The sequence below is a fragment of the Bradyrhizobium sp. Y36 genome, assembly GCF_002531575.1.
GTDB lineage: Bacteria > Pseudomonadota > Alphaproteobacteria > Rhizobiales > Xanthobacteraceae > Bradyrhizobium.
On record NZ_NWTI01000001.1, the window covers coordinates 207,501 to 229,697 of the forward strand.

The 22,197-nt window shown below is 65.0% G+C and carries 22 protein-coding genes (1 of these 22 cut by a window edge); 11 read left to right on the top strand and 11 right to left on the bottom strand.

Annotated elements, in window-relative coordinates:
* The 5 genes from CO669_RS00965 to CO669_RS00985 form a co-directional block, all read right to left on the bottom strand.
* Positions 1-706 carry the 5' portion of a TRAP transporter substrate-binding protein gene (locus CO669_RS00965; RefSeq protein WP_097657335.1) on the bottom strand. 383 nt of this gene lie to the left of the window's left edge, so only the first 706 of its 1,089 coding nucleotides appear in the window; the start codon lies at positions 704-706; the stop codon falls past the left edge of the window.
* 182 nt (positions 707-888) lie between these two features.
* On the bottom strand, positions 889-2,202 hold the full coding sequence (locus CO669_RS00970; protein WP_198963750.1) for an NAD(P)H-dependent oxidoreductase: 1,314 nt from the start codon (positions 2,200-2,202) through the stop codon (positions 889-891).
* A gap of 144 nt (positions 2,203-2,346) precedes the next feature.
* Positions 2,347-3,147: a phytanoyl-CoA dioxygenase family protein gene (locus CO669_RS00975; RefSeq protein WP_097657336.1), complete on the bottom strand. Its 801-nt coding sequence runs from the start codon at positions 3,145-3,147 to the stop codon at positions 2,347-2,349.
* Between the two features lie 116 nt (positions 3,148-3,263).
* Positions 3,264-3,941, bottom strand: coding sequence for a GntR family transcriptional regulator (locus CO669_RS00980; protein WP_097657837.1), 678 nt, complete (start codon positions 3,939-3,941; stop codon positions 3,264-3,266).
* A 186-nt stretch (positions 3,942-4,127) separates the two neighbouring features.
* Positions 4,128-4,985, bottom strand: coding sequence for a sigma-70 family RNA polymerase sigma factor (locus CO669_RS00985; RefSeq protein WP_097657337.1), 858 nt, complete (start codon positions 4,983-4,985; stop codon positions 4,128-4,130).
* A gap of 99 nt (positions 4,986-5,084) precedes the next feature.
* On the opposite strand from CO669_RS00985, the gene CO669_RS00990 reads away from it, so the two are divergent.
* A complete protein-coding gene (locus CO669_RS00990) occupies positions 5,085-5,540 on the top strand; it encodes a carboxymuconolactone decarboxylase family protein (protein WP_097657338.1) in 456 nt (151 codons plus the stop codon).
* A 48-nt stretch (positions 5,541-5,588) separates the two neighbouring features.
* Here the strand turns inward: CO669_RS00990 and CO669_RS00995 are convergent, their stop codons facing one another.
* Positions 5,589-6,401 (bottom strand): alpha/beta fold hydrolase, encoded by an 813-nt coding sequence (locus CO669_RS00995; RefSeq protein WP_097657339.1) that lies wholly within the window; start codon positions 6,399-6,401, stop codon positions 5,589-5,591.
* Between the two features lie 2 nt (positions 6,402-6,403).
* Positions 6,404-7,222, bottom strand: a complete 819-nt coding sequence (locus CO669_RS01000; protein WP_097657340.1) for an alpha/beta fold hydrolase — start codon at positions 7,220-7,222, stop codon at positions 6,404-6,406.
* A 137-nt stretch (positions 7,223-7,359) separates the two neighbouring features.
* On the opposite strand from CO669_RS01000, the gene CO669_RS01005 reads away from it, so the two are divergent.
* A complete protein-coding gene (locus tag CO669_RS01005; RefSeq protein WP_097657341.1) occupies positions 7,360-7,902 on the top strand; it encodes a methylated-DNA--[protein]-cysteine S-methyltransferase in 543 nt (180 codons plus the stop codon).
* A 130-nt stretch (positions 7,903-8,032) separates the two neighbouring features.
* On the opposite strand, the gene CO669_RS01010 is transcribed toward CO669_RS01005, so the two are convergent.
* The gene (locus CO669_RS01010) at positions 8,033-9,577 is read right to left on the bottom strand and encodes an acyl-CoA synthetase (protein WP_097657342.1); all 1,545 of its coding nucleotides are present in this window, start codon (positions 9,575-9,577) and stop codon (positions 8,033-8,035) included.
* Positions 9,578-9,677: 100 nt separating this feature from the next.
* The gene (locus CO669_RS01015; RefSeq protein ID WP_097657343.1) at positions 9,678-10,850 is read right to left on the bottom strand and encodes an acetyl-CoA C-acetyltransferase; all 1,173 of its coding nucleotides are present in this window, start codon (positions 10,848-10,850) and stop codon (positions 9,678-9,680) included.
* Between the two features lie 234 nt (positions 10,851-11,084).
* On the opposite strand from CO669_RS01015, the gene CO669_RS01020 reads away from it, so the two are divergent.
* From CO669_RS01020 to CO669_RS01055, 8 genes are all read left to right on the top strand, one after another.
* Positions 11,085-11,663 (top strand): TetR family transcriptional regulator, encoded by a 579-nt coding sequence (locus CO669_RS01020; RefSeq protein WP_245444124.1) that lies wholly within the window; start codon positions 11,085-11,087, stop codon positions 11,661-11,663.
* Positions 11,664-11,731: 68 nt separating this feature from the next.
* Positions 11,732-12,490 (top strand): SDR family NAD(P)-dependent oxidoreductase, encoded by a 759-nt coding sequence (locus tag CO669_RS01025; RefSeq protein WP_097657345.1) that lies wholly within the window; start codon positions 11,732-11,734, stop codon positions 12,488-12,490.
* A 192-nt stretch (positions 12,491-12,682) separates the two neighbouring features.
* Positions 12,683-13,489 carry an enoyl-CoA hydratase/isomerase family protein gene (locus CO669_RS01030; RefSeq protein WP_097657346.1) on the top strand — a complete coding sequence of 269 codons (807 nt, stop codon included), beginning with the start codon at positions 12,683-12,685 and terminating at the stop codon, positions 13,487-13,489.
* Positions 13,490-13,532: 43 nt separating this feature from the next.
* Positions 13,533-15,404, top strand: coding sequence for an AMP-binding protein (locus tag CO669_RS01035; RefSeq protein WP_097657347.1), 1,872 nt, complete (start codon positions 13,533-13,535; stop codon positions 15,402-15,404).
* Between the two features lie 143 nt (positions 15,405-15,547).
* Positions 15,548-16,675, top strand: coding sequence for an acyl-CoA dehydrogenase family protein (locus tag CO669_RS01040; RefSeq protein ID WP_097657348.1), 1,128 nt, complete (start codon positions 15,548-15,550; stop codon positions 16,673-16,675).
* 118 nt (positions 16,676-16,793) lie between these two features.
* On the top strand, positions 16,794-18,038 hold the full coding sequence (locus CO669_RS01045; RefSeq protein ID WP_097657349.1) for an acyl-CoA dehydrogenase: 1,245 nt from the start codon (positions 16,794-16,796) through the stop codon (positions 18,036-18,038).
* Positions 18,039-18,155: 117 nt separating this feature from the next.
* Complete coding sequence (locus tag CO669_RS01050; RefSeq protein ID WP_097657350.1) at positions 18,156-19,400, top strand: acyl-CoA dehydrogenase; 1,245 nt, start codon at positions 18,156-18,158, stop codon at positions 19,398-19,400.
* Positions 19,401-19,540: 140 nt separating this feature from the next.
* A complete protein-coding gene (locus CO669_RS01055; RefSeq protein WP_097657351.1) occupies positions 19,541-20,239 on the top strand; it encodes a nitroreductase in 699 nt (232 codons plus the stop codon).
* Positions 20,240-20,324: 85 nt separating this feature from the next.
* Here CO669_RS01055 and CO669_RS01060 read toward each other — a convergent pair whose 3' ends face one another.
* Both CO669_RS01060 and CO669_RS01065 read right to left on the bottom strand, forming a co-directional pair.
* Complete coding sequence (locus CO669_RS01060) at positions 20,325-20,873, bottom strand: sigma-70 family RNA polymerase sigma factor (RefSeq protein ID WP_011090521.1); 549 nt, start codon at positions 20,871-20,873, stop codon at positions 20,325-20,327.
* A complete protein-coding gene (locus tag CO669_RS01065; protein WP_063197653.1) occupies positions 20,873-21,106 on the bottom strand; it encodes a NepR family anti-sigma factor in 234 nt (77 codons plus the stop codon). Before CO669_RS01065 ends, CO669_RS01060 begins: the two co-directional genes overlap by 1 nt.
* 210 nt (positions 21,107-21,316) lie before the next feature.
* Between CO669_RS01065 and CO669_RS01070 the strand changes: the two genes are divergently transcribed.
* Entirely contained in the window at positions 21,317-22,123 is an 807-nt protein-coding gene (locus tag CO669_RS01070) for a response regulator (RefSeq protein ID WP_026201627.1), read from the top strand.
* The last annotated feature ends 74 nt before the right edge of the window (positions 22,124-22,197 follow it).

Genomic DNA, 22,197 nt, shown 5'->3' on the forward strand with positions numbered 1-22,197 from the left:
CGGGATAGTAGTAATACTTTGCCACTTTCACGAAGCCGAGCTTCTCGTCGTCATACGGCCCGACCCATTCGGCCGCGTCGATCGTACCCTTCTCCAGCGCAGGATAAATGTCGCCGGCGGCGATCTGCTGAGGCACCCCGCCAAGTTTTGCGATGATGGTCCCAGCAAATCCGCCGACGCGGAATTTCAGGCCCTTGAGGTCGTCGACGGTCTTGATCTCCTTGCGAAACCAGCCGCCCATCTGGGCGCCGGTCGAGCCCGTGGGAACGCCGATGGCATTGTGCTCCTTCAGCAGGTCGTTGAGCATCTCCTGCCCGCCATTCCACAACAGCCAGGAAATGTGCTGGCGCGTGTTGAGTCCGAACGGCAGCGAGGTGCCGAAGGTGAATGCCGGGTTCTTGCCCCAATAGTAATAGAGCGCGGTGTTGCCGATCTCGACGGTGCCGTTGGAGACGGCGTCGAGCACTTGCAGGCCCGGCACGATTTCGCCGGCGGCGAAGGGCTGGATCTGGAAACGGTTGTCGGTGATCTCGGCGACGCGCTTGCAGAAATATTCGCAGCCACCGTAGAGCGTATCGAGTGATTTCGGCCAGCTTGCAGCCAACCGCCATTTCACTTCGGGCATCGATTGTGCCACGGCCGGCGCGGCAACGGCACTCGCGGCCAGGCCCAGCCCGCCCGCCGTCAGAAATTTACGACGTTCCATGCATTCCCTCCCTGTGCTGTCGAGTCCTCGACGAGGGATCGCGATCTTGTCGTCGCTTTGTCTTCGCCGGTGGCCGACGTTTTATTGGCGTCCGAAATTCTGTGTTCCCGGATCGGAGGGCAGGATGACCAAAGGGGGATCGCAAATCAAGCGTGCTTTGGTTGAGCTTGCGATGGCGCCGCTCAATGTTGCGCTGCGAACGCGGCCTCCATGGCTTTGCGCGTCTTTACCGTCTCGTTGTTCGCGTCGAACTCGACGTCGCTCCAGCGCACCACCGCGCCGTGCGCGACGTCGTGCTTCAGCTTCAGACGGTGCGCGAGGCCGATCGGCAGCGCGCCGGCCTTCAGGCTCGCCGCCGCAGGTACCAGCTTGCCCCACACGGTGTAGCCGCCTTCGCCGTCCAGCATCTCGCCTGCGCGCAGATTGCGCTTGGCGATCGCCGCGACGTCGCCGCGGAAGCCGCTCGCCTGGCCGGTTGGCTCGCCCCGCAGCGCGGCCGACAGCACCGAGATGTTCAGCTCGAGCCCGATCAGGTGATACGGCTTGTACATCGCAGCATAACGTCCGCTGCCGTCGGTCTTCAGGCCGTATTGCCTGAAGCAGTCGGCGGCATAATCGTTCGGGGCCTCCAGCACCACGTAGACGCCCCAGCGCAGATCCCGGAATACCGGCCGCCCGTCGCGTTCGAGCGAGGACACGACCTCGACCACGCCCGGCCGCTCCAGCACGCCCCCATGCGAACGCGGCCGCATGATGTGCGGCAGGTCGTCGACGCCGCATGGCGGAAACAGCAGGCCGTCCGCGGGCACGTCGAGCGCGCAGGCGTTGGCGATCGCGGCCATCTCGATGGCCGATTTGGTGCCGTCGAGGAAGGAGTTGAACATCTGCGGATTCATGCCGGCCGACTGCGCTTCGCCCGCGGTCAGGCCGTAATGCTGCCAGACGCCGTCGGGCGTCACGTCGTGATAGGCCGGCAGATATTTCGTGCCCTTGCCGGCCGCGACGACGCGGAATCCCGTCGCGCGGGCCCAATCCACCATCTCCGCCGTCAGCGCCGGCTGGTCGCCATAGGCCAGCGAATAGACCACGCCGGCTTTTCGCGCTTCCTCGGCGAGCAGGGGGCCCGCCAGCACGTCGGCTTCGACGTTCACCATGACGATATGCTTGCCCGCGGCGATCGCGGCGCGCGCGTGGCGGATCCCCACGGCGGGATTGCCTGTTGCCTCCACCACGACATCCATCGCGCCGCCGGCGATGGCCCGCGCGCCGTCATCGGTGAATACGGTTTTCGCGATGAGCTCGGCGCTCCAGCCGACCGTGCGGCACGCCTCGCGCGCGCGCTCGCGGTCGATGTCGACGATGATGGGCACCTCCAGCCCCGGCGTGTGCGGCACCTGCGCCAGAAACATCGAGCCGAATTTGCCGGCGCCGATCAATGCGACCCGGACCGGCTTGCCGGCGGAGGCGCGGGCCTGGAGGAGGCGGAAGAGGTTCATGGGGGATATCCAGTGATCGAAACAAACAAGGTTCGTCATTCCGGGGCGACGCGCAGCGTCGAGCCCGGAATCCATAACCACGGTCGGGAGTATGGATTCCGGGCTCGCGCCCAGGAGGGCGCGCCCCGGAATGACAGTCAGAACTTACTCCGCCGCCTGCCTTGGCGCACGCGCAAGCCGCAGCAGGGCGTCGTCGTCCACCGTCTTGATCGGCGCAAAGTCGCGATGGGCGATGTAGTCCGGCCGCGTCGGGGTGCGGATATGGTTCGAGACCGCGTTCAGCGTCAGATACACGATCTTGCGCGGGAAGGGCGTGATGTTGCCGGCCGAGCCGTGCACGAGATTGCCGTGGAACATCAGCATGCCGCCGGGCTTGCCGGTCGGCGCAACGATGCCACCCTGCGCGACGAGGCGCGTCACCGTGGCCTCGTCCAGCGTCCACAGCGGATAGGAGGTGGTGGCAAGGTCGTGCGAGGCTTCGAGATCGCCGGCGTTCTGGCTGCGCGGCACCAGCATCAGGGGTCCGTTGATCGGCATCACCTCGTCGAGGAAGATCGCGATGTTCATCGCGCGCGGCTCCGGCATGCCGTCGTCGCGCTTCCAGGTGCCGTAATCCTGATGCCACTGCCAGACGTCGCCGGTGAAGGCCGATTTCGCGTTGATCTTGAACTGGTGCATGTAGACGGGCTCGCCGAACAATTGCTCGACGGGCTCGATCATGCGCGGATGCGCGCCGAGAATGCCGAAGGCCTCGTTGTAGAGATGCGCGGCAAACGCCGTGCGCGGCGCGCCGCTCTTCTCGCGCCAGACTTCGGGCCGGTTGGCATCGTAGATGCCGACCGCCTCGCGCGCGAGCAGATCGACCTCCTCCGGGGTGAACAGCTCGGGCAGGAACAGCCAGCCCTCGCGGTGGAAGAACTCCAATTGCTCCTGAGACAGTTTCATGGGTCGTCCTCCTGTCTTGATTATTTTCTGTCATTCCGGGGCACGCGTAGCGTGAACCCGGAATCTCGAGATTCCGGATCGCGCTTCGCGCGTCCGGAATGACGTCGCGCAAATAGCTACGCCGCCGCCTCGTTCGTCGCCCGCAATCTCTCCTCGGTCATCCGTCCCGCCGTCTGCGCATGCGCCAATGCAGTGCGTTCGGCGGCCTTTGCGTTCCCCGCGAGAATGTGCCCCGCGATATCGGCATGCTCGGCCCAGGCGCTGCCGCGATAGTCGAGCTCCGACAGCACCGTTGCCATCGAGCGCCGCATATGCGGCCATTGCGGCGCGATGGTCTCCTCGATCACGGGGTTGCCGGCGAGCTGGTAGATCGCGCGGTGGAAATCGACATCGAGCGCGATGAGCTCGGCCAGCGTGGTCGTGCGATCGATGTGGCGGCCGGCGGTCAGCGCCGCGTCGAGCCGCGCGCGTCCTGTGGCGTCGCTTGCGGCGCGCTCCGCGGCAAGCCGTGCGGCCAGCGCATCGATTGCGCCGCGCACCTCGTAGAGCTGGCGGATGCGTGCGGGATCGAGCTGGGTGACCTCGAAGCCGCGTTTGCCGCTCTCGGCGACGAGACCCTGCCGGTGCAACAGATGCAGCGCGTGCGACACCGGCTGGCGCGAGACGCCGAGCCTGTCGGCGAGCTCGTTCTGCCGGATGCGCTGACCGGGCTGGAGCGTGCGGTCGGAGATCGCCTCCAGGATGCGCGCATAGACCTGGTCGATCAGATTCGGAAGCGGGTCGAGAGGGATCACGCCGGCGGCTCCGAATGACAAAGGGGAATACGGAATTCCGTATTCGAAGCTACGCCTCGCAGTCATGGCCCGTCAAGCGGTATCCGAGGATGGTGCGAGAGGCCCTTTTCGATCCCGGTAAGTCATTGATTTCGCTGGGCTCTTCTACTGTGCATGGGGTTGTTTTCGCGAAATTGCGTCGGGCCTTCAGCCGTCCAGCACCTCCACATCCAGCGCGGCGATCCGTTCGGCATCGGCCAGGGCCTCGATCCCGGCGATGCGGTCCTCCCTGAACGTGACGCGCAGCGCGATGCGCAGCCGTCCGCCGAAGATGACGGCAACGCCGATCTCGCCGTCGACCAGCGCCGTCCGCGCCGCATGGGCGCGGCCCTTGTAGAGTTGTGCGACCGCATCGGCGCCGCGGATCTCGGCCAGCGTGCCGAGCCGCATTGCGGCCTGGTCGGCGCGGAAGACGACGTCGGGATCGAGCACGGCAAGCAGACCTTCGAAATCGCCTTCGCGCGACGCCTTGAGGAAGGCATCGACGATGCCGCGCTGACGTGACAGGTCGGTTTCGGGCACCGGCACCCCCTGCACGCGCCGCCGCGCCCGGCTCGCGAGCTGCCGCGATGCCTCGACCGAGCGGCCGACGATCGGCGCGATCTCCTCGAAGGGCACGGCGAACATGTCATGCAGCACGAAGGCGAGCCGCTCCGCCGGCTGCAGCGTTTCCAGCACGACAAGCAGCGCCGCGCCGACGGAGTCGGCCATCTCGGCCTCGCGCTCCCGCGTCTCGTCGACGGGTTCCGGCACATCCGGGCCCATCGGATCTTCCTTGCGTGACTTCCGTGCGCGCAGCATGTCGAGGCAGATGCGGGCGACCACGGTGGTCAGCCAGCCGCGCAGATTCGCGATGTCGGACATGTCGTAGCGGCTGACCCGCAGCCAGGCCTCCTGCACGGCATCGTCGACCTCGGCGCGGGAGCCCAGCATGCGGTAGGCGACCGCGCGCAGATGGTCCCTGCTGGCTTCGAATTGCCGGGTCAGAAAATTTTCTTCGCTCATCGGTCACATTCCCTCGTCGCGATCCGTCATGGCGATGACGAAGCCGATCCGGCCGATGTGACCGGAAACTTCGGGATTTGTGAGATGGAGACGAAAATGATGCACGCCCGCATGAATCACCCTGTCATGGTCCTCCCCGAGGCCATGAATGTCCTGCAGTCCCTCGGCAACCTGACCAAGCAGGGCCTGCCGGAAAAGCTCCTGGAACTGGTGCACCTGCGCGCCAGCCAGATCAATGGCTGCAGCGTCTGCGTCGACATGCACCCCAAGATCGCCCGCAAGCTGGGCGAGACCGACGAGCGCCTGTTCGCCGTGTCCGCCTGGCGCGAGGCGCCCTATTTCACCGACGCCGAGCGCGCGGCGCTGGCTCTGACCGAAGCGGTCACGCGCCTCGCCGATCGCGAGGATCCGGTGCCGGATGCAATCTGGAGCGAGGCCGACAAGCATTTTGACGAGCGCGAGCTCGCCACGCTGATCCTGTCGATCGCGACCATCAATGTCTGGAACAGGTTGAACGCGGCCATCAAGATGCCGGTGGGTGTCTGGAAGGTGTGAGGCCGTTCTGCGCCTCTCCTCGCAAGCGGGGAGGGGCGAAGAGCGGATCTACTCGGCCAGGAACCTGTTCACGACCTCGCCATATTCCAGCGGGGCCTGCTCGAACATCCAGTGGCCGGCATTCGGGATCACCGCGGTCTTGGCGCCCGCGATGTGCTCGGCCAGCACGCGCCACATCACCGACAGGCTGCCGGTGGTGGCGCCGCCGCCGATCAGCAGCGTCGGCGTTGTGATCGCCTGCGCGTCGGCGAGCGTGTAAGGCCGGCGCTGCTCATTGATCTGGCCGAGGAAGGTCAGCGCGTTGTCGCGCAGCTGCTGCTTGGCCGCGGCCGGCACGCGCCGCCAGGAGCCGTCGCCCTCGATGCCTTCGTAGAAATTCTGCAGCGCGCCTTCGAGGTCGCCGCCGCGGATCATCTCGACCGAGCGCGCGGTGCGTGCCGCCAGCGGTGGATGGGCCGGCGTGCCGTCGGGGACCGGCAGGCTGGCATCGAGGTCGCCGCCGGGCTCGGCCAGCACCAGCTTTCGCAACAGATCGGGCCGCGCCTGCGCCACGCGAAACGCGATGTGCCCGCCGCGCGAATGACCCATCAGATCGACCGGGCCAGGCTGCACCTGCTCGATGAAGGCGATCGTGTCAGCGACGTGCTGCGCCATCTTGTAGTCGTCGCCGACGGCATCCCAATGCTCGGGAAAGAAATGCCGCAGGCTGACCGAGATCACGCGATGGGTCTTCGACAATGGCCCGAGCACCGAATACCAGGTCCGGAAATCACCCAGCGTGCCGTGCACGCAGACCAGTGGATGGCCCTCTCCGACGTCGAGATAGGCCATGTCGTAACCGTTGACGCGGAATGTCTGCATGGTCAGCTCGCCAGAAAATCCAGGACGACTTCGGAGTATTTCTGCGGCGCCTGCTCGAACATCGGATGCGTCGCGTTCGGGATCACCGCGGTCTTCGAATAGGGCACATGGGCGGCCAGCGCATGCAGCACCTTCGGCAGCAGGCCCTTGGTGCGTGCGCCCAGGATGAACAGCGTCGGCATCTTGATCGATTCCGCATCCGCCTTCGAGAACGGCGGGCGATTGTCGCGAACCTGACCGATCAGCGTGGTGGCGTTGTCGCGCAGGTTCTGCTTCACCATCGCCGGCAGCCGCGGCCAGGTGCCGGCGCCCTCCAGCGTGTCGACAAACACGGCAAGGCCGCCGTCGACATCGCCGGCCGCGATCTTCTCGGCCGAGGCGGTGAAGCGCGCCAGCAGCGGCGAGGGGCCGCCGACATAGTCGGGATCAAGGCTCGCATCGAGCTCGCCGCCGGGCTCGGCCAGGATCAGCCGTCGCAGCAGATCGGGGCGCGCTTGCGCGACGCGGAAGCAGATGTGCCCGCCGCGGGAATGGCCCATCAGATCGACCGGGCCGAGATCGAGCTTCTCGATGAAGGCGATCACGTCCTGGACATGCTGGGCGATCGAATAGGTGTCTCCGACGCCGTCCCATCGTGCCGGGAAGAAGTGCCGAAGGCTGACGGCGATCACCCGATGACGCTGCGTCAGCGGCCCGAGCACGCAGCCCCAGATGCGGAAGTCCGAGAGCGAGCCATGCACGCAGACCAGTGGCGGTCTATTCCGGTCCTCGCCGACGTCGAGATAGGTCATGTCGTATCCGTTGACGGGAAGGCTTTGCATTCGGGACTCGCGGCGGGGCGGAACTCCTGTGCAAGATTCCCGGAAACCGGGTGGATCGCAACTATTTCCAAGCCTAGATTGAGGCCGAGATCACATTGGGGGCATGCGACGAGGACGCAAAGCCCAGGAACCAGGCCATGACCGACCAGCATTTTGCCCTGTTCGACACAAGGATCGGCCTTTGCGCCATTGCCTGGGGCCCGCGCGGCATCAACGGCACGCAGCTGCCGATGGGCGGCGAGCAGCAGATCCGCACCCGCATCAGCCAGCGTCACACGGACGCGACCGAAGCCGAGCCGACCCCTGAGGTGCGGCAGGCGATCGACCGCATCGTCCAATTGCTTGCGGGCGGGAACGACGACCTCACCGATATCGAGCTCGATCTCGACGGCGTGCCCGAGTTCAATCGCGGCGTCTACCAGATTGCCCGCGCCATTCCGCCCGGCAAGACCATCACCTATGGCGACATCGCAAAGCAGCTCGGTGGCGTGCAGCTGTCGCGCGATGTCGGCCAGGCGCTCGGCCGCAACCCGTGCCCGATCGTCGTACCTTGCCATCGCGTGCTCGCGGCCGGCAACAAGCCCGGCGGTTTCTCGGCCAATGGCGGCGTGGTGACGAAGCTGAAGATGCTCGAGATCGAAGGCGCGCTGGTGAACCACACGCCGAGCTTGTTTGATTGAGGCACGAGGTCTCGTGCCCCGGACGCAGGTGCCGTAGGGTGGGCAAAGCGAAGCGTGCCCACGATCGCGTCGTAACATTTACAGGTCGTGGGCACGGCGCTTCGCGCCTTTGCCCACCCTACGAAACTCACTAGATCTTCGCCGCAGCCTTCGGCCAGTATTTATCCCGCAGATGCCGCTTCACCAGCTTGCCCGTCGGCGTGCGCGGCAGCTCAACTTCGAAATCGATCGAGCGCGGGCACTTGATCGCGGAGAGACGACCCTTGCAATAGGCGATCAGGTCGGCTTCCAGCGCCTTGCCGGCGCGGCTCATGTCGTGCGGCTGCACCACCGCCTTGACCTCTTCGCCCATCTCCTCGTTCGGCACGCCGAACACCGCGACGTCGGCGACGTCAGGATGGGTGATCAGCACGTCCTCGGTTTCCTGGGGGTAGATGTTCACCCCGCCGGAAATGATCATGTAGGACTTGCGGTCGGTGAGGAACAGAAAACCGTCCTTGTCGAGATAGCCGACGTCGCCGAGCGTCGACCAGCCCCTGGCGTTGTAGGCCTTCTTCGTCTTCTCGGGGTCGTTGTGATAGGTGAAGACGGGCGCGTCGGCGAAATAGACGGTGCCGATCTCGCCGGCCGGCTGCTCCTCGTCGTTCTCGTCCAGGATCTTGATCTTGCCGACCACGGCGCGGCCGACGCTGCCGCGATGCTCCAGCCATTGTTGCGAGTTGCAGACGGTGACGCCGTTGCCTTCCGAGCCCGCGTAATACTCGATCAGGATCGGTCCCCACCATTCGATCATCTTCGCCTTCACATCGACCGGGCAGGGCGCGGCGGCGTGGATCGCGCCCTTCAGCGTGGAGACGTTGTATTTCGTGCGTACCTCGTCCGGCAGCTTCAGCATGCGCACGAACATGGTCGGCACCAGCTGGGACTGCGTGACCTTGTACTTCTCGACCAGCTTGAGGAATTCCTCGGCGTCGAAGTGCTCCATGATGATTGAGGTGCCGCCGAGCACCACCGCCATCATGTTGAAGCGCAAGGGCGCTGCATGATACAGCGGCGCCGGCGACAGATAGGTGCTCTCTTCGTTCATGCCGCACATGTCGGCGCAGAGCACGCGCAGGAAGGCGTTCGGAACGTCGATCTTGTTGCCCTCGAACGCCTTCTTGATGCCTTTCGGCCGGCCGGTGGTGCCGGACGAGTACAGCATGTCATAGCCGGCGACCTCGTCCGCAACAGGCGTGGTCGGCTGCGCTGCGGCTTCCTTGTCGTAGGAGCGGAAGCCGGGCAGCGGCTCGTCCATCATGTAGAAGATCGGCTCGTCAGCGGTGCCCTTGATCAGGCCCTTGATCTGGTCCGCGCATTTCGGCGTCGTGATCACGACCTTGGCGCCGCAATCGGCGATGATGTAGTCGATCTCGTCCTGCTTCAGATAACGGCTGATCGCAGTGTAATACAGCCCGCTGCGCTGCGCGGCCCAGCACAGCTCCATGAAGGCGAGGCGGTTCTCCATCAGCAGCGCGATATGGTCGCCGGCCTTGAGGCCGAGCGAGCGGAACAGCTGCGCGCCCTGGTTCGAGAGCTCGTCGAGCTCGCGATAGGTGATCGCCTTGCCGGTCCCGGCCATTTGATAGGCGATCTTGTTTGGCGTCGTCTTCGCGTAGACGGACGGATGGGTCATGGCGTTTCCTCAAAAAAGAGGCGAGCGGTGAATGGCGGCAGGGGCGGAAGCCGCTCCCTGTCGCCATTCACCACTCGCCATTTGTTCTTCGCTTTTCTTCTTACAGCCGTTCGACGATCGTCACGTTGGCCATGCCGCCGCCTTCGCACATGGTCTGCAGGCCGTACCGCTTGCCGCGCTGGTGCAGGGCGTGGACCAGCGTCGTCATCAGCTTGGTGCCGGAGCCGCCGAGCGGATGGCCGAGCGCGATGGCGCCGCCGTTGACGTTGAGGCGCGCCGGATCGGCGCCGGTGGTCTTCAGCCAGCCGGTCGGCACCGAGGCGAAGGCCTCGTTGACCTCGAACAGGTCGATGTCGTCGACCTTCATGCCGGCCTTCTCCAGCGCCTTCTTGGTGGCGTGCAGGGGAGCATCGAGCATGATGACGGGATCGCCGCCGGTCATGGTCATGTGATGGATGCGCGCCAGCGGCTTGACGCCGAGCTGCTTGAGGCCGCGCTCGTTGACCACCATGACGCCGGAGGCACCGTCGCAGATCTGGCTGGCGCTGGCCGCGGTGAGCTTGCCGTTCTCGGCGATCAGCTTGACGCCCTTGATGCCGTCGAGGGTGACGTCGAAGCGGATGCCCTCGTCGATGTGATGGGTGTCCTTGGAGCCGTCGGCGCGGGTGATCTCGAGCGGCACGATCTCCTTCTTGAAGTGACCGGCCTGCGTTGCCGCAATCGCGCGCTGATGGCTGTTGTAGGAGTATTCGTCGAGATCATCCTTCGACAGGCCGTACTTCTCGGCCATCATCTCGGCGCCCGTGAACTGGCTGAACACGATGTTCGGATATCTCGCCTCGATGCCCGGGCTCTTGTAATTGCCAAAACCGTTCTTGGCCGGGAGCTGCGAGGACAGGCCCATTGGCACCCGCGTCATCGATTCTACGCCCGCCGCGATCACGACGTCCATCGTGCCGGACATCACGGCTTGCGCGGCGAAGTGCAGCGCCTGCTGCGAGGAGCCGCACTGGCGGTCGATCGAGGTGCCCGGCACGCTCTCCGGCAGCTTCGAGGCCATGATCGCGTTGCGCGCGACATTGTTGGACTGCTCGCCGACCTGCATCACGCAGCCCATGATCACGTCTTCGACCAGGGCCGGATCGACCTTGGTGCGATCGACCAGCTCGTCCAGCACCTTGGCGGCGAGATCGGCCGGATGCCAGCCGGCGAGGCGGCCCCCCTTGCGCCCGCCGGCGGTACGCGCGGCGGCGACGATGTAAGCCTCGGCCATGTCGGTTTCTCCCTGAATTCTTGATTGGGTTGGTTGTCGGGGACGGATTTAAGGGTCGCAGGATCATTTAGTCAATCGATCAATTAACTCTTGTGATGAGGCGCTGCTTGAGCTTATCTGCGCCCCGCTTCGAGCGGCGAACAGGGATCTTCCGTGGCTACCAGCGTACCGAACAGGCTCCCCAGCGGGAAGAATTCCACGGCGGAGAAATTGCTCGTGGCCGCGAGCGAGCTGATGATCGAACGTTCGTCGATCGAGATCTCGCTGTCCGACATCGCCCAGAAGTCGGGCGCCAACGCCGCGCTGGTCAAATATCATTTCGGCAACAAGGACGGCCTGCTGCTGGCGCTGCTCGCGCGGGACGCTGCGACGGAGATGTCCAATCTCGAATATCTCCTGGCGCAGCCGATCACGGCGACCGCGAAGCTGAAGCTGCACATCGCCGGCATCATCCGCGCCTATCACCGGTTCCCCTACATGAACCGGCTGATCCACTATCTGCTGCATGAGACCAGCGCCGGCTCTGCGGACGAGGTCTCGAAATTCTTCGTCGCGCCGCTGCTCGACTTCCACCGCCGCCTGCTCGCCGAAGGCGTTAGCCGCGGCGAGTTCCGCGCCACCGATCCGGTGCTGTTCTACACCAGCCTGATCGGCGCCTGCGATCACCTGTTCTTCGGCCGGCACGCGATGTCTCGCGCGACCGGCGTCGGTCCTGTTACCGATGACGTCTGCCGGCAATACATCAAGCACATGGAAACGCTGATCTGCGGCGGCATCCTCACGCAAGCCGCGGAAGCTGCCGCGGCCGGATAATCCGGCTGAAGCGCTGCAAGTCGAGAGAAGAAACGCCCAAGGAAAAGGTAGAGGAAAGGTAGAATACGATGGAGTTGAAAGACGTAGCCGTTCTCATCACGGGTGGTGGTTCGGGCCTCGGCGAAGCCACGGCCCGCGCCATGGCGGCCAAAGGCGCCAAGATCGGCGTGATCGACCAGAACAAGGACAACGCCGAGAAGGTGGCCGCCGAAGTGAAGGGCGTCGCGCTGCATGCCGACGTGACCTCCGAGGAGCAGATCAAGGCCGCGATCGCCAAGGCGGAGGCCGCGCACGGCGTTGCGCGCGTGCTGATGAATTGCGCCGGCATCGGCGGCTCGCAGCGCATCGTCGGCCGCGATGGCGTCTATCCGCTCGAAAAGTTCGCGCGCATTATCAACGTCAATTTGATCGGCACCTTCAACTGCCTGCGTCTGTTCGCCGAGCGCCTCGTCACGATCGAGCCGGTCGGTGAGGAGCGCGGCGTCATCATCAACACCGCTTCGGTCGCGGCCTATGAAGGCCAGATCGGCCAGATCGCCTACTCGGCCTCGAAGGGCGGCGTCGTCGGCCTGACGCTGCCGGCCGCGCGTGATCTCGCCAGCCAGAAGATCCGCGTCAACACCATCGCGCCCGGCCTGTTCTTCACGCCGCTGCTGATGGGGCTGAACGAGGAAGCTCGCAAGAGCCTGGGCGCCCAGGTGCCGCATCCCTCGCGTCTCGGCGATGCCAAGGAATACGGCGCGCTCGCGGTGCACATCGTCGAGAACGCGATGCTGAATGGCGAGACCATCCGTCTCGACGGCGCCATCCGCATGGCTCCGCGGTAAAGCGCTGCCTTCTTACCCTCCCCTGGAGGGGGAGGGTCGGCGCGAAGCGCCGGGGTGGGGTGATCTCTCCACTCGGGCAGTGCGCGTTGGGGAGAGACCGTCACCCCACCCCGCTCGCGCTGCGCGCGATCGACCCTCCCCCTCCAGGGGAGGGTGAAAGACCGGCGCCTGACTCGCATGGAGGACGCTTGAATGTCCCAACTGCTGCTGATCGAGCACGACGACGGTGTCGACCGGGTGACGCTCAATCGTCCCGATAGTCTCAACGCGCTCGATCCCGCGCTGATCGATGCGCTCAACGCCTATTTCCAGGGCCTGCAGCGCAATCGCGACACGCGCGTCGTTGTGCTCCGGGGCGCCGGCAAGAATTTCTGCGCGGGCCTCGATCTCAAGGCGGCGATGGCGCGCCGGGCCGGACAGCAGGAGCCGCCCGGCGTGACGGAGTCCCTGGACTCGCAGCGGCGCATTGCCGACATCGTGATGCTGATGCGGCGTTGCCCGCAGCCGATCCTGTCGCTGGTGCAGGGCGCGGCCGCCGGCGGCGGCTTTGCGCTGGCGCTGGCCTCCGACATCCGCATCGCCACGAGGTCGGCGCGAATGAATTGCGCCTTCATCAAGCTTGGTCTCGGTGGTTGCGACATTGGCACCAGTTACTTCCTGCCGCGTCTCGTCGGCGTCTCCGTCGCCTCCGAATTGATCCTCACCGGCCGCTTCATTGGCGCCGAGCGCGCGCTCGCGGTCGGGCTGGTCTCTGAAGTGGTCGACGAGGACAAGCTCGACGAAGCGGCCGAGCCTTATGTCGAGGCGATGATGACGGCCTCGCCGGTGGGCCTGCGTCTGTCGAAGGAATGTCTCAACATGAGCGTCGATGCCGGATCGCTGGAGGCTGCGATCGCGATGGAGGATCGCAACCAGGTCCTGTGCAGCCGTTCCGAGGAATTTTCGGAAGGCATCAGGGCCTTCCTTGAGAAGCGAAAGCCTGTCTATATCAAGCGCTGAACGAGAACGATCCGCAAAGGACGATAATTCCGGGAGACGCAAAATGAGTGGAAGCGCGGCGGCTGTGATGACGAAGCCCGCCTTTCGCAAGATCGAGTGGCTGGCGCGCGACATCGACGTCGAGCGCCGTAGCGACGGCACGGTGGTGCTGAAGTCGCGCATTCCGTTGCAGCCGTACGAGACGCATATTCCCGCATCGCTGGCGAAATGGGCGAAGGAAGCGCCCGAGCGCATCTGGCTGGCGCAGCGCGGCGGTCCGAACCGCGAATGGCGCAAGGTGTCCTACGGCGAAGCCAAGCGCACGGTGGACGCGCTGACGCAGGGCTTGCTCAATCTCGGACTCGACGGTCGCCCCGTGACGATCCTCTCGGGCAATTCGATCGAGCATGCGTTGATGACGCAGGCCGCGATGCAGGCGCGCTCGCCGGCGGCGCCGGTGTCGCCGGCCTACTCGCTGATGAGCCACGATCACGTCAAGCTGAAATACCTGTTCGACCTGATCAAGCCCGGCGTCGTGGTGGTGCAGGACGGCCCGACCTTCGAGAAGGCGCTGAAGGCGCTCGATCTCAGTGGCGTCACCGTGGTCCACGTCGCGCGGCCCTGCGACGGCATCAAGAGCGTCAGCTTCGCCGAGTTGGCGGCCACGCCGGTGACGAAGGCCGTCGAGGAATCGATTGCAAAGATCACGCCGCAGACCGTCGGCAAGCTGCTGTTCACCTCGGGCTCGACCGGCATGCCCAAGGCCGTCATCAACACGCAGGCGATGATGTGCGCGAATGCTGCGATGATGATGCAGGTTCGTCCGCGCGCGCCTGATGGTCCTATCGCGACCATGCTGGACTGGATGCCCTGGAATCACACGATGGGCGGCAACGCGGCATTCCACCCGATCCTGGTCGACGGCGGCACGCTCTATATCGACGACGGCCGGCCGATGCCCGGCCAGTTCGAGGAGACATTGCGAAACCTGCGCGAGATCTCGCCGACCTATTACGCCAACGTGCCGGCCGGCTACGCGGCGCTCGCCGCCGCGATGGAGAAGGACGACGGGCTCTGCCGCTCCTTCTTCAAGAATCTCTCGATCATGGCCTATGGCGGCGCACGCCTGCCGGACGATCTCTACGACCGCATGCAGGCGCTTGCCGTGAAGACCACCGGCGAACGCATCGTGTTCTACACCGGCTGGGGTTCGACCGAGACCGCGCCGACCTCGACCGGTACCTATTGGGATACCGAGCGCGTCGGCCTGATCGGCCTGCCGTTCCCCGGCGTCGAGCTGAAGATGGTGCCGTGCGGCTCGAAATACGAATTGCGCCTGCGCGGCGTCAACGTCACGCCCGGCTATTTCGGCCAGCCGGAGCTGACGAAGAAGATGTTCGACGAGGAAGGCTTTTACTGCATCGGTGACGCCGGCATTTTTGTCGACGATGCCGATCCGGTGAAGGGCATCATCTTTGCGGGGCGTGTGGTCGAGGACTTCAAGCTCACCACGGGGACGTTTGTGCATGTCGGCTCGCTCCGCACGGACGCGATCGCAGCCGCAACGCCCGTCGTGCATGACGCGCTGGTCGCGGGTCAGGATCGTGCCTTCATTGGCCTCCTGGCCTGGCCGAACCTGCACGCCTGCCGGCAGCTCGTCGGTAATCCCGATCTCAGCTTCGAGGACGCCGTAAAACATCCCGAGGTGATTGCCTGCTTCAAACGCGGGCTGGAGGCTCACAACAGGGAGTGTGAGGGCGCCAGCAGCCGCATCATCGCGCGCGCGATGCTGATGGTCGAGCCGGCCTCGATCGACGGCAACGAGCTGACCGACAAGGGCTATATCAACCAGCGCGCGGGCCTGGAACGCCGCGCTGAGCTGGTGGAGCGGCTGTATGCCGACAAGCCGGATCAGGATGTGATCGTGCTGAAATGAGTCAACAATCTCTCCACTCGTCATTCCGGGGCGCGCATAGCGCGAACCCGGAATCCATCGGGCCGCAAGCACGTGGCAAAATGGATTCCGGGCTCGCGACTTCGTCGCGCCCCGGAATGACAGCAAGAAGAAGGTAGCCCGCCATGAACTTCGACTTCTCCGACGACCAGAAGCAGCTGCGCGATCAGGCGCGCAAGTTCCTTGCCGAGAAATGCTCGCCCAAGGCGGTGCGCGTCGTGCTTGACGGCAAGGCGCCTTACGACAGGGAGCTGTGGAAGGGCCTCGCCGAGATGGGCTTCCTCGGCGTTGCGATCCCCGAAGAGTTCGGCGGTGCCGGCGCCGGCCATCTCGAGCTCTGCGTGATCGCCGAAGAGATGGGCCGGGCCAACGCGCCGGTGCCGTTCTCCTCGACCGTGTACCTTGCTGCTGAGGCGCTGCTGATTGCCGGCAGCGAGGCGCAGAAGAAGAAATGGCTGCCTGCGATTGCCTCGGGCGAGGCGATCGGCACGCTGGCGCTGTTCGAGGGCAAGGGCAATCCGGCGCCGAAGAACGTCAACCTGACCGCTGCGAATGGTTTGCTCAACGGCGTCAAGAAGCCGGTTGCCGACGGCGCCATTGCCGACTTTGCGGTGGTTGCCGCGCGCACCGGGTCGAGCGGACGCGACAGCGACGTCTCGCTGTTCCTGGTCGATCTCAAGGCGGGTGGCGTCGAGGTAAAGAGCCTCACCAATCTCGATCCGACCCGCGGGCAGGCCGAGATCATCTTCAAGGACGCCAAGGCCGAGCCGCTCGGCGCCGCCGGCGAGGGCTGGAGCATCTTGACCCAGGTGCTCGACCGCGCCGCGGTGCTCTGCGCCTTCGAGCAGGTCGGTGGCTCCGACCGTGCGCTGGAGATGGGCCGCGACTACGCGCTCGATCGCATCGCCTTCGGCCGCCAGATCGGCTCGTTCCAGGCGGTCAAGCACATGCTCGCCGACATGTATGTGTCGGCAACGCTGGCGCGCTCCAACAGCTATTACGGCGCCTGGGCGCTCTCGACCAACGCGGCCGAGCTGCCGGAGGCCGCTGCCGCGGCGCGCATCAGCGCGACGCAGGCGTTCCAGCACTGCGCCAAGAACAACATCCAGGTTCACGGCGGCATGGGTTTCACCTGGGAATTCGACTGCCACATGTACTACCGCCGCGCCAACGCGATGGCGCTGGGTCTAGGCAGCCTCACCTATTGGGAAGACCAGCTGATCGATCGCATGCGCAAGAAGAACGCGGCGTGATGATGTCGTCATTCCGGGGCGCCGCACAGCGGCGAACCCGGAATCCCGAGATGAGTGAATAACATCGAGATTCCGGGTTCGCGCTGTGCGCGCCCCGGAATGACAGAGAGAAAAGATCATGAACTTCGACGATACTCCGCAGGAAGCCGAATTTCGCGCGACCGCCCGCGCCTGGATCGGCGCCAATGCGCCGAAGCAGTACGAGGAGGAGCTGCGCAAATCCTCGCTCGGCCGCACCGTGCTCAAGAACGCCAACATTCTCGAGGTCGCAAAGGCCTGGCAGAAGAAGAAGGCCGACGCCGGCTGGGCCTGCCTGCATTGGCCTAGGGAATATGGCGGCCGCGGCTCGTCGCCGATCGAGCGCGTGATCTGGTCGCAGGAGGAGGGTCCGTTCGGCCAGCTCTCCCGCATGTTCATCATCGGCCACGGCATGTGCGGGCCGACCATGATGGCGTTCGCGCGCGAGGAGCATAAGCGCACCTATCTGCCGCCGCTCGCCTCCGGCGAAAAGGTCTGGTGCCAGCTGTTCTCCGAGCCGGCTGGTGGCTCCGACGTCGCAGGACTGCGCACCCGCGCGGAAAAGGATGGCGACGACTGGGTCATCAACGGCCAGAAGATCTGGACCTCGGGCGCGCATTATTCCGACTACGGCATTCTGCTCACGCGCACCGATCCCACCGTGCCCAAGCACAAGGGCCTCACCATGTTCTTCCTGGACATGAAGAGCCCGGGCGTCGAAGTGCGGCCGATCAAGCAGGCGAGCGGCGCCTCCGACTTCAACGAAGTCTACTTCACCAATGTCAGGATTCCCGACCATCAGCGCCTCGGCGAGGTCGGTGACGGCTGGAACGTCTCGCTGACCACGCTGATGAACGAGCGCAGCGCGATCGGCGCGGCGGTCTCGACCGGCTTTCCTGAGTTGTTCGAGTATTGCTCCAGCCTGATGCTCGACGATGGTCCGGCGATCGAGGATCGCGCGGTGCGCTCGAAGCTCGCGAACTGGGCGGTGAAGGCGAGCGGGCTGAAATACACCAGCATGCGGGCGATCTCGGCGCTGTCGAAGGGCGAGCGGCCGGGGCCGGAAAACTCCATCGGCAAGCTGGTCGCGGGCTCGATGATCCAGGACGTCGCGACCTACGCGCTGGACCTGCAGGGTGCGAACGGGGTCGTCAGCGGCGAGGATGGCGAGCTGGCCGGCCGCTTCCAGGCCATGCTGCTGCGCGCGCCCGGCACCCGCGTCGAGGGCGGCACCGACGAGATCATGCGGAACATCATCGCCGAGCGGGTGCTGGGCCTGCCCGGCGATATCCGTGTCGACAAGGACGTGCCGTTCAACAAGATCCCGACGAAGGGAAGAAATTAGCCGTCATTCCGGGGCGATGCGAAGCATCGAACCCGGAATCTCGAGATGAGTCACTAACCTCTAGATTCCGGGTTCGCTCTTCGGGCGCCCCGGAATGACAGAAAGAAAGAGGCCGCCATGAATTTCGACGACACCCCGCAGGAAGCCGCATTCCGCGAGACCGCGCGCAAATGGATCGACGCCAACGCGCCGAAGGAGTTCGAGGAGGAGCTTTCAAAATCCTCGCTCGGTCGCATCCGGCTCGCCAAGCATGACATGGTCGAGGTCGGCAAGGCCTGGCAGAAGAAGAAGGCTGAGGGCAATTGGGCCTGCCTGCACTGGCCGAAGGAATATGGCGGCCGCGGCGCGACGCCGATCGAGAAGGTGATCTGGCAGCAGGAGGAGGGCGTCTACGGCAAGCTGACGCAGCCGTTCCAGATCGGCGAGGGCATGTGCGGTCCGACCGTGATGGCGTTCGGTAGCGAGGAGGCCAAGCGCCGCTATCTGCCCAAGCTTGCCTCGGGTGAGGAGATCTGGTGCCAGCTGTTCTCCGAGCCGTCCGCCGGCTCCGACGTCGCGGGGCTGCGTACCCGCGCGGAGAAGAAGGGCGACAACTGGGTCGTCAACGGCCAGAAGATCTGGACTTCGGGCGCGCATTATTCCGACTACGGCCTTTTGATCGCGCGCACCGATCCAAACGTGCCCAAGCACAAGGGGCTCACCATGTTCTTCCTGGACATGAAGAGCCCGGGCGTCGAGGTGCGGCCGATCAAGCAGGCCAACGGCATGCAGGAATTCAACGAGGTCTATTTCACCGACGTGGTGATTCCGGACAGCCAGCGGCTGGGCGCCGTCGGCGAAGGCTGGAGCGTGTCGCTGACCACGCTGATGAACGAGCGCATGTCGATCGGCGCGCGGCTTGCGACCGGCGTGCCTGAGATGTTCGAGTTCTGCTCCAATCTGATGCTGGAGGAGGGCTTGGCCATCGACGATCCCGCGGTGCGTTCGAAGCTTGCGAGCTGGGCGGCGAAGTCGAACGGGCTGAAATTCACCAGCTATCGCACCATCTCGGCGCTGTCGAAGGGCGAGCGGCCGGGACCGGAGAACTCGATCGGCAAGCTCGTCTCCGGCATGATGCTGCAGGACATCGCGACCTACGCCATGGACCTGCAGGGTGCGGCCGGCGTGCTGACCGGCAGTGACGAGGAGACGGTGCAAGGCCAGTTCCAGCAGATGCTGCTGTCCTCGCCCTCGATGCGCATCGCTGGCGGCACCGATGAGATTCTGCGCAACATCATCGCCGAGCGCGTGCTCGGCCTGCCCGGCGACATCCGTGTCGACAAGGACGTGCCTTACAACAAGATCCCGACCAAGGGGCGGTGAACTCACGTCTCGCGGTATCTCGTAGGGTGGGCAAAGCGAAGCGTGCCCACCATATGCAGATGCGTCGGGGTTAGTCTGTCGGCGGGCACGACGCTGCGCGTCTTTGCCCGCCCTACGAAGAGAAGAGCGCGAGCTGATCCATGGACGCAAAAGTCAACCAGAACGACCGCATCGGCGTGCTCGAAGAGCTGCTCAACGAGCGCTATTCCGTCCGCGCCTTCCTGCCCAGGCAGGTCGACCGCGCCACCATCGAGCACGTGCTGACCACCGCGCAGCGCACCGCGTCCTGGTGCAACAGCCAGCCCTGGCAGGTCGTCATCGCCAGCGGCGAGGCCAAGGAGCGCTTCCGCAAGGCGATCTACAAGGAGGCCTCAGGCGGACTTGGCGACGACTACGACTTCACGCCGCCGCGTGAATATGTCGGCGTCTATCTCGACCGCCGCCGCGAGAGCGGTTTCCAGCTCTACAACACGCTCGGCATCGCCCGCGGTGACAAGATGGCGTATGCCAAGCAGGCGCTGGAGAATTACAATTTCTTCGGCGCGCCGCATGTCGCCATCATCCACACCAACGAGCCGCTCGGCATTTACGGTGCGATCGATTGCGGTGCCTATGTCAGCAATTTCATGCTGGCCGCGCAGGCGCTCGGCCTCGGCACGATTCCTCAAGCCGCCCTCGCGCGCCATTCCGGCCTGATCCGCCGCCACTTCAGCCTGCCCGACGACCGGCGCGTCGTCTGCGGTATCTCGTTCGGCTACGCCGACCACGCCCACAAGGTCAACAGCTACCGCACTTCGCGTGCGAGCGTGGCTGACACCGTGACCTTCGTGGACGAGTGATCGAGGACGCAATCGTTCAGATGCGCGAAGGCGGCCGTGGAAACGGCCGCCTTCATCCTTGTCTCAATCCGTTTGACGCCGGCCGTCAGCCGCCGCTGCCGCCGATCACGGCCCGCACGGTCTCGTCCGGGCCGAAATCCTCGGCGCCATCGACATAGAGCAGCGCGGCGAGCTTCGAGCGCGCACGGTTGACGCGGCTCTTGATCGTGCCGACGGCGCAGCCGCAGATCGAGGCGGCGTCCTCGTAGGAGAAGCCGGAGGCCCCGACCAGAATCAGCGCTTCACGCTGATCCTGCGGAAGCTTTTCGAGCGCCGTGCGGAATTCCTCGAACTCGAGATGCGCGTTCTGCGACGGCTGTGTCTTCAGCGTCTTGGCGTAATTGCCCTCGGCGTCCTCGACCTCGCGCCGCCGCTTGCGATAGTCCGAGCGAAACAGGTTGCGCAGGATCGTGAACAGCCACGCCGGCAGATTGGAGCCGGGCTGGAACGAGTCGATGTTGGCGAGGGCGCGGAGCAGCGTCTCCTGCACCAAATCGTCGGCGCGGTCCGCATTGCCGCTGAGCGAAATGGCGAACGCGCGCAAGCTCGGCACGGCCGCCAGGATGTCGTTACGCAGGGAGTCCGTGAGAGGCATTAATCCCTCCCATTGTTGTTGTCGTTGGATCCGCCCTCATCGCCCAATTGGGGTGTGGCCCCCGGCGCATCAAGCTTCTTGATCAGTTCGGCGAACCGATCTGGAACCCCCTGTCGTACGACATCGTCGTACATGGCGCGCAACTGATGGCCGATCCGGGATTGAATCTCCGGAGTGAGCCCTCCCTTGCCGGGGGTCGTGCTTCTGCTGGCTTGAGACTTGAGATCTTTCATGACCTGTTCCACGTTTCCCCGAGTTAAGTGACTGTAAATTCGAGAAGTTTTCTCAACCGGGAGCCGTTCCCTGGATAGGCACAATTCCAGGTTCGACAAAAAGTTCCCGGTTGGGGGGAACTTTTCTTGGCCTGAGGCGTAAACAGCCCAGCAGGGGAACCCGGGCCCCCCGCGTCACGCAAGGCCGGCCCGAAGATGAATGGAGTGGGGATGTCCCGTTCACAGCTCGTTGCTGAACACTTGCCGTTGTTGCGCCGGTATGCGCGCGCCCTGACGGGCAGCCAGGCATCCGGCGACGCCTATGTCGCAGCCATGTTGGAAGCCATGCTGGGAGATCCCAGCGTGCTCGATGAGAGCCATGGGCCGCGCGCCGGCCTGTTTCGGCTGTTCACCCAGATCTGGAATTCGGTGTCGGTCAACGACGATTCGGAGGTGACCACCCTGCCGATGCCGCCCGAGCGGCGGCTGTCGAACATCACGCCGCTGCCGCGGCAGGCCTTCCTGCTGCTGTCGCTGGAAGGGTTCTCGGAAGAGGAAGTCGGCTACATCCTCGGCACCGACGTCGCCGAGACGCGGCGGCTGGCGGATGCCGCGGGGCGCGAGATGGCGGCCGAGATCGCCACCGACGTGCTGATCATCGAGGACGAGACCTTCATCGCCATGGACCTCGAGAGCCTGGTGAAGAATCTCGGCCACAATGTCGTCGGCGTCGCGCGCACCCATGCCGACGCGGTGGCACTGGCCAAGAACAAGCGGCCCGGCCTGATCCTCGCCGACATCCAGCTCGCCGACGGCTCGTCGGGTCTGGACGCCGTCAACGAGCTGCTGCGCACCTTCGAGGTGCCGGTGGTGTTCATCACCGCCTATCCCGAGCGCTTCCTGACCGGCGAGCGTCCAGAGCCGGCGTTCCTGATCTCGAAGCCGTTCCAGCCTGCGATGGTGTCGGCGGTGGCGAGCCAGGCGCTGTTCTTCCAGCGCAACTCGCGCAACCGCACGCCGAAGGCGCCGGCGGCGTAAGGCTCCGACGGGCCGATATCCAGCCAACGATTGATCCGGCGTGCTGCAAGGCGCGCCGGATTTTTCGTGCCGTC